Origin of the sequence: Mycobacterium sp., from assembly GCF_036488105.1 — a bacterium.
In the GTDB taxonomy this organism is placed as follows: domain Bacteria; phylum Actinomycetota; class Actinomycetes; order Mycobacteriales; family Mycobacteriaceae; genus Mycobacterium.
This window is the reverse complement of sequence record NZ_DASXHW010000284.1, coordinates 21,527-27,706: the sequence shown is the minus strand read 5'-3', so window position 1 is coordinate 27,706 and position 6,180 is coordinate 21,527. Positions and strand designations below refer to the sequence as shown.

Genomic DNA, 6,180 nt, shown 5'->3' with positions numbered 1-6,180 from the left:
GCGGGCGAACCTTGTGCTCAACACCGTCGCTGAGTATCTCCTCGACGGTGGACGGCCGGTACCGGGCGAGCGGATGTTGATCGGCGGTGAGCTCCTGCTCGATTTCGTCCAGGTGCAGCACCCAATCGCCCACTTGAAATTCGCGGTCTCGTTCTATGGCCCCGACCTGCGGGCACTGCAATTGGTCTGGCCCGACGAGCACGGGCATCGGCCGTGGTGCAGCGAATTCAGCAATGGCGGGGTGCGACAGCCGGTGCTCGGCGTGTGGGTCGAACCGCCTGAAAGCCGAGATCGACGCTAGCGCGACGACACACCGAAAAAGTTCACGCGGGCGTCGATCTCGGTGGTTCAGAGACATCCGCTTTGCCTACGATGAGCCCGTGACGAAGCTGGCGATCATCTACTACTCCACCACCGGCCATGGCACGACGATGGCCAAGCGCGTCGCGGCGGCAGCCGAGTCGGTGGGCGCCGATGTCCGCCTGCGACACGTCGCCGACACTCACGATCCGGCGTCGTTCGCCAAGAACCCGGCGTGGACCGCCAATTATGAAGCCACCAAGGATCTTCCCGCGGCCACCGGCGACGACATCGTGTGGGCCGATGCGGTGATCTTTGGGACGCCCACGCGATTCGGCTCGCCCGCAGCCCAATTGCGCACGTTCATCGATTCGCTGGGCGGGCTCTGGGCCGACGGCAAGCTGGCCGACAAGGTGTACGCCGGCTACACATCCTCCAACACCGCGCACGGCGGGCACGAGACGACACTGCTGTCGCTTTACATCACCCTGATCCATTGGGGCGGCATCATCGTCCCGCCCGGATACACCGACCCGTGCAAGTTCGTCGACGGAAACCCGTACGGCGCGAGCCTGGTGGCCACCCACGACAACATCGACGAGCTCGGCGACGCGACCAACGCCGCGCTCGACCATCTGGCCCGCCGGGTCGTGACCGTGGCGGGCCGGCTCGGGTCCTAGCTAGGCGGTCTCGGTGATGGGGCGGTCGACCCAGCTCATCAAGTCGCGCAGCTTCTTACCGGTGACCTCGATCGGGTGCTCGGCGTTCTCCTTGCGCAACTGCTCGAGCTGCTTGTTGCCGCCGTCGACGTTGGCGACCAGCTTCTTGGTGAACTCGCCGCTCTGGATATCGCGCAGGATGGCGCGCATGCGCTCCTTGGTGTCGGCGTCGATGACCCGGGGGCCCGACAGGTAGCCGCCGAATTCGGCGGTGTCGGACACCGAGTAGTTCATCCGCGCGATGCCGCCCTCGTACATCAGGTCGACGATCAGCTTGAGCTCGTGCAGCACCTCGAAGTAGGCCATCTCCGGCGGGTAGCCCGCCTCGACCATCACGTCGAAACCGGTCTTCACCAATTCCTCTGTGCCACCGCACAACACGGCCTGCTCACCGAACAGGTCGGTTTCGGTCTCGTCTTTGAAGGTGGTCTTGATGACGCCGGCGCGGGTGCCGCCGATGGCCTTGGCGTAGGACAGCGCCAGCGCCTCGCCGTTGCCGTTGGGGTCCTGGTCGACGGCGATCAGCGCGGGAACACCCTTGCCGTCAACGAACTGACGACGCACCAAGTGCCCCGGGCCTTTCGGCGCCACCATCGCGATGGTGATGTTGGCCGGCGGCTTGATCAGATCGAAGTGGATGTTGAGCCCGTGTCCGAACAACAACGCGTCGCCATCCTGCAGGTTGGGTTCGATGTCGTTCTTGAAGATGTCGGCTTGCGCAGTGTCGGGCGCCAGGAGCATGATCACGTCGGCCCACTTGGCTACCTCGGCCGGGGTGTCGACGGTCAGGCCCTGCTCCTCGACCTTGGGCCGCGACTTCGAGCCCTCCTTCAGCCCGACCCGCACCTGAACTCCGGAGTCGCGCAGGCTCAGTGAGTGCGCGTGCCCCTGACTGCCGTAGCCGATCACACCGACCTTGCGGCCCTGAATGATCGACAGGTCCGCATCATCGTCGTAAAACATCTCCAAAGCCACGTGAATGTCCCTTCTTCCTAGCCTTCTTCGGTTTCTGATCTGGATTTCGAATTGAATTGGTTATTTGGCGGTACCGATGGCGCGTGGTCCCCGAGAGAGTGACACCACTCCCGATTGGACGATTTCGCGGATGCCGAACGGCTCGAGGACCTTCAGCAGTGCTTCGAGCTTGCCGCGGTCACCGGTGGCCTCGATGGTCAGCGACTCCGGCGACACGTCAATCACCTTGCCGCGGAACAGGTTCACCGCTTCGATGACCTGGCTGCGGGATCCGGCGTCGGCGCGGACTTTGATCAGCGCCAGCTCACGAGACACCGAGCTGTGGTCGTCCTGTTCGATGATCTTGATGACGTTGATGAGCTTGTTGAGCTGCTTGGTGATCTGCTCGAGCGGGGTGCTCTCGGCGGAGACCACGATGGTCATCCGCGACATGTCCTTCTGCTCGGTGGCGCCGACAGCCAGCGACTCGATGTTGAACCCACGCCGCGAGAACAGCGCCGCCACCCGGGCCAGCACACCGGGTTTGTCTTCGACCAACACCGAAAGGGTGTGCGTAGTCGTCGATCCGGTCATCAGGCGTGCCCTTCGATTCCGTCGTCGAATAGCGGGCGGATACCGCGGGCGGCCTGAATCTCATCGTTCGAGGTCCCGGCGGCGACCATCGGCCACACCTGCGCATCGGCGCCGACGATGAAGTCGATCACCACCGGACGGTCGTTGATCGCCCGGGCCTCGTTGATCACGTCGACGACGTCCTCCTCACGCTCGCAACGCAATCCGACACAACCCAGCGCCTCGGCGAGCTTGACGAAGTCGGGGATCCGGCGCGAGTGAGTGGCCAGGTCGGTCTGCGAGTACCGCTCCTGGTAGAACAGGGTCTGCCACTGGCGCACCATGCCGAGGTTGCCGTTGTTGATCAACGCCACCTTGATCGGTGCACCCTCGATCGCGCAGGTGGCCAGCTCCTGGTTGGTCATCTGGAAGCAGCCGTCGCCGTCGATCGCCCAGACCTCGGCGTCGGGTCGGGCCATCTTGGCGCCCATCGCCGCCGGGATGGCGAAGCCCATGGTGCCCAAACCGCCGGAGTTGAGCCAGGTTCGCGGCTTTTCGTAGGAGATGAACTGCGCGGCCCACATCTGGTGCTGACCGACGCCTGCGACGTACACCGCGTCGGGGCCGGCGATCTCGCCCAGTTTCTCGATGACGTACTCCGGGCTCAGGCTGCCGTCGCTCTGCGGCCCGTAGCTCAGCGGGTAGGTGGCCTTCACCTCGTCGAGGTAGGTCCACCACTCGGCGATGTCGATCTTGGCCGGTGCGTCGTGGTGCCGCAATGCCGCGATCAGCTCGGAGATCACGGCTTTGACGTCACCGACGATCGGCACATCGGCATGGCGGTTCTTGCCGATCTCGGCCGGGTCGATGTCGGCGTGAATGACCTTGGCCTCAGGGGCGAACGAGTCGAGTTGTCCGGTGACCCGGTCGTCGAAACGGGTGCCCAGTGCGATCAACAGGTCGCTGCGCTGCAGCCCGGCCACCGCCGAGACTGTGCCGTGCATACCCGGCATACCCAGGTGCTGGCGGTGGCTGTCCGGGAAGGCGCCGCGCGCCATCAATGTGGTGACCACCGGGATGCCGGTCAGCTCGGCCAATTCCCGCAGCTGTTCGGTGGCCTCGCCGCGGATGACCCCGCCGCCGACGTAGAGCACGGGTTTGTGCGCGGCGGCGATCAGCTTGGCGGCCTCGTTGATCTGACGGTTGTGCGGTTTGGTGTTCGGCTTGTAGCCGGGCAGATCCATGCGTGGCGGCCAGCTGAACGTGCACGGCGCTTGCAGCACGTCTTTCGGGATGTCCACGAGCACCGCGCCCGGCCGTCCGCTGGCGGCGATGTGGAAGGCCTCGGCCATCACCCGCGGGATGTCGTCGCCGTCGCGGACCAGGAAGTTGTGCTTGGTGATCGGCATGGTGATGCCGGAGATGTCGGCCTCTTGGAAGGCGTCCGTGCCGATCAGCGAACGGCCGACCTGCCCGGTCACCGCGACCACCGGGATCGAATCCATCTGCGCGTCGGCCAGCGGTGTCACCAGGTTGGTGGCCCCTGGACCCGAGGTGGCCATCATGACGCCGACCTTCCCGGTGGCGTGCGCGTAACCGCTGGCTGCGTGGCCGGCACCCTGCTCGTGGCGAACCAGGACGTGCCGCAGCTTCGTCGAGTCGAACAGCGGGTCGTAGACGGGGAGCACGGCGCCGCCGGGGATCCCGAAGATGACCTCGACGTCGAGCTCCTCCAGCGACCGGATTACCGACTGTGCGCCGGTGAGTTGCTCAGGGGCAACATGTTTCGGCCGGGCAGTCGGCGGCTTGGCGGCAGGCTTGGCCGCATCGGAGGCGATGCGTGCCACATCCTGCGACGCAGGCTTCGAAGCCGGTGCCTGCGGCTCGGAATGCGGCCTGGTGGGAGCGCTCACTGTGTCCTCTTCGTCGTTGTTCGCTCTGGAAAGTTGTAGGTGGTCGTTTTGCTGACGCCACGTCGATGGTGGGCAACAAAAAACCCCCGTCAGCTCAGCAGCTGCACGAGGGTTGCGCGTCGGTGGACTTGATCAGTCAGGCACCAACGCGCATGCGGATTACTACGAGCTTTCCAGAAGTGTTCATCGCCCCACGACGGTAGCCTCCGTACTGGTCAAACGTCAAATCCCGATGGTTGCCGGGCCGCGCAGGTCAGGCGTTGTCGTCGCCGCTAAAGACCGGTGCCATGATGCATGCATGGCCACCGATTCAGCGGAGGAAGCCCCATCCACACCGCCGGTGGTGATCAGCATTTCGCCGATGGCTCACTTCGCGGTGGGATTCTTCGCCCTCGGGCTGCTGGTGCCGGTGCTGACCTGGCCCGCGACGGCACCGCTCCTGATCATCCCGGTGCTGTTGTCGGCGTTGATTGTTCGGCTTCGCACACAGGCCGACGGCAACGGTGTCACGGTGCGCACATTGCTCGGCAACCGATCGGTGCGGTGGGAGGAAATCGACGGGCTGCGATTCCGCAGAGGCTCGTGGGCGCGCGCACAGCTCAAAAGCGGGCGTGAGTTGCGGCTACCGGCGGTCACTTTCGCGACGCTGCCGCAGCTGACCCAGGCCAGCGCCGGCCGAGTGCCCAATCCCTACGCGGATTAGCCCACCGGGTTGGCGCCGTTGAGCAGCATCCACAGCCCGACGCCGGCGCCGATGCCTACCACCAGAGCGGCAAACGACCCGATAAACGGCCGCCGGGCCCAGCCGCGACCTGCGTCGAAGCCATACTGGCCGGGGCCGACCAGGATGACCGCGACGGCCATCACGATCAGGGTGATCTCGTATTCGTGCCCGCTGGGCAGAAAGTACGGGAACGACCGGGGACTGTGCTGAGCTGACATCCCGGCAAGCAGGCTGTTGGTCAGGTAGGCCAGCGCGCCCGCCGCAGCCAGCGGGGTGAACAGGCCGAGCACCAGCAGCACGCCCGCCGCGATCTCGCCGCCGGCGGCGAGATAGGTGAGGATGTCGGCGTGCTGGTAGCCGATGTCGGACAGCGCGTTTTTGAAGCCCGTCAGACCCTGTCCGCCCCACCAGCCGAATAGCTTCTGCAGCCCGTGCGCAATGAATACGCCACCGAGGCCCACCCGCAGAATCAATAGGCCCAGGTGCTGGGTGCCGCGACGGGCGGCGACGCGGACCCGTTCGTCGTCGAAGTGCTCGTGTTCGTCCATCCCGTCAGCCGTGAAAATCGAGTGCCTGCCGGTGGGCTGGGGCTGATAGGGCAACGGCTCGTGGCCGCCCATCACCCCCACGCCACTGCTCGACGAGCGGACGCTGCCGGAGTCAGTGGAGTCGTAGTGCGGGATCAAAGTCGTCTCGAAATCGCCCGCATAGGTGTCTGAGGGCAGGTCGTCTTCGGGGTCGACCAATTGCGCGGAGGTCGGCCGCTCCGCAGTCGGCACCGCGGATGAGTCCGGTCGCTGCCAATGTGCGTTTTTCGATTGACTGCTCACTCGTGTCAGGGTAAGGGCAATTTCCCGGGAATCGGGGATTTGAGCGGCACTTTCGCTGTTCCGATTTGCCCGTCGTAGCGGGCGGGCCGGTGTTTGCGGGACGGCGGCGGATGGCGCGCGGTACCCGTCACGGGCGCCGGAGCGGACATATCCGTAATCTGGCAGCT

Annotated in this window: 7 protein-coding genes; 3 read left to right on the top strand and 4 right to left on the bottom strand. The window is 65.3% G+C overall.

Annotated elements, in window-relative coordinates:
• Both VGH54_RS14645 and wrbA read left to right on the top strand, forming a co-directional pair.
• On the top strand, window positions 1-301 hold a 301-nt coding region (locus tag VGH54_RS14645; RefSeq protein WP_331512757.1), incomplete at its 5' end, for a DUF4262 domain-containing protein.
• A 79-nt stretch (window positions 302-380) separates the two neighbouring features.
• On the top strand, window positions 381-980 hold the full coding sequence (gene wrbA, locus VGH54_RS14640; RefSeq protein WP_331512756.1) for an NAD(P)H:quinone oxidoreductase: 600 nt from the start codon (window positions 381-383) through the stop codon (window positions 978-980).
• Here the strand turns inward: wrbA and ilvC are convergent, their stop codons facing one another.
• From ilvC to VGH54_RS14625, 3 genes are all read right to left on the bottom strand, one after another.
• Complete coding sequence (gene ilvC, locus VGH54_RS14635; RefSeq protein WP_331512764.1) at window positions 981-1,982, bottom strand: ketol-acid reductoisomerase; 1,002 nt, start codon at window positions 1,980-1,982, stop codon at window positions 981-983. It lies immediately after the preceding gene.
• A 72-nt stretch (window positions 1,983-2,054) separates the two neighbouring features.
• Window positions 2,055-2,567, bottom strand: a complete 513-nt coding sequence (gene ilvN, locus VGH54_RS14630; RefSeq protein WP_331512755.1) for an acetolactate synthase small subunit — start codon at window positions 2,565-2,567, stop codon at window positions 2,055-2,057.
• A complete protein-coding gene (locus VGH54_RS14625; RefSeq protein WP_414688713.1) occupies window positions 2,567-4,459 on the bottom strand; it encodes an acetolactate synthase large subunit in 1,893 nt (630 codons plus the stop codon). The genes ilvN and VGH54_RS14625 overlap by 1 nt, the downstream gene beginning before the upstream one ends.
• A 298-nt stretch (window positions 4,460-4,757) precedes the next feature.
• Between VGH54_RS14625 and VGH54_RS14620 the strand changes: the two genes are divergently transcribed.
• Entirely contained in the window at window positions 4,758-5,162 is a 405-nt protein-coding gene (locus VGH54_RS14620; protein ID WP_331512754.1) for a PH domain-containing protein, read from the top strand.
• Here the strand turns inward: VGH54_RS14620 and VGH54_RS14615 are convergent.
• A complete protein-coding gene (locus VGH54_RS14615) occupies window positions 5,159-6,013 on the bottom strand; it encodes a DoxX family protein (RefSeq protein WP_331512753.1) in 855 nt (284 codons plus the stop codon). The two genes, VGH54_RS14620 and VGH54_RS14615, sit on opposite strands and share 4 nt — an antisense overlap.
• Window positions 6,014-6,180 lie beyond the last annotated feature (167 nt).